The organism is Vibrio glycogenivorans (assembly GCF_051660965.1).
Lineage (GTDB): Bacteria > Pseudomonadota > Gammaproteobacteria > Enterobacterales > Vibrionaceae > Vibrio.
The window spans coordinates 1-892 of sequence record NZ_JBPVIS010000035.1 but is presented as its reverse complement, the minus strand read 5'-3'; the positions used below and the strand labels follow the sequence as shown (position 1 = coordinate 892).

Below are 892 nucleotides of genomic sequence, written 5' to 3'. Positions count from 1 at the left end.
TAGCCCTTAAGCTTTTAATGATACAGGTGAAGCCTCTGGAAAGTGGCGCGATACAGGGTGATAGCCCCGTAACCGACATATCATAATCAGTGAAATCGAGTAGGGCGGGACACGTGATATCCTGTCTGAATATGGGGGGACCATCCTCCAAGGCTAAATACTACTGACTGACCGATAGTGAACCAGTACCGTGAGGGAAAGGCGAAAAGAACCCCTGTGAGGGGAGTGAAATAGAACCTGAAACCGTGTACGTACAAGCAGTAGGAGCACCTTCGTGGTGTGACTGCGTACCTTTTGTATAATGGGTCAGCGACTTATATTCAGTAGCGAGGTTAACCATCTAGGGGAGCCGTAGAGAAATCGAGTCTTAACTGGGCGTCGAGTTGCTGGATATAGACCCGAAACCAGGTGATCTAGCCATGGGCAGGTTGAAGGTTGAGTAACATCAACTGGAGGACCGAACCGACTAATGTTGAAAAATTAGCGGATGACTTGTGGCTAGGGGTGAAAGGCCAATCAAACCTGGAGATAGCTGGTTCTCCCCGAAAGCTATTTAGGTAGCGCCTCGGACGAATACTACTGGGGGTAGAGCACTGTTAAGGCTAGGGGGTCATCCCGACTTACCAACCCTTTGCAAACTCCGAATACCAGTAAGTACTATCCGGGAGACACACGGCGGGTGCTAACGTCCGTCGTGGAGAGGGAAACAACCCAGACCGCCAGCTAAGGTCCCAAAGTATAGCTAAGTGGGAAACGATGTGGGAAGGCTTAGACAGCTAGGATGTTGGCTTAGAAGCAGCCATCATTTAAAGAAAGCGTAATAGCTCACTAGTCGAGTCGGCCTGCGCGGAAGATGTAACGGGGCTAAGCTATACACCGAAGCTGCGGCAAT

At 50.2% G+C, this 892-nt stretch carries 1 rRNA gene; it reads left to right on the top strand.

Features of this window, described 5'->3' with window-relative positions:
* Positions 1 to 892, top strand: a 23S ribosomal RNA gene (locus ACSTTG_RS24165); the annotation flags it as partial.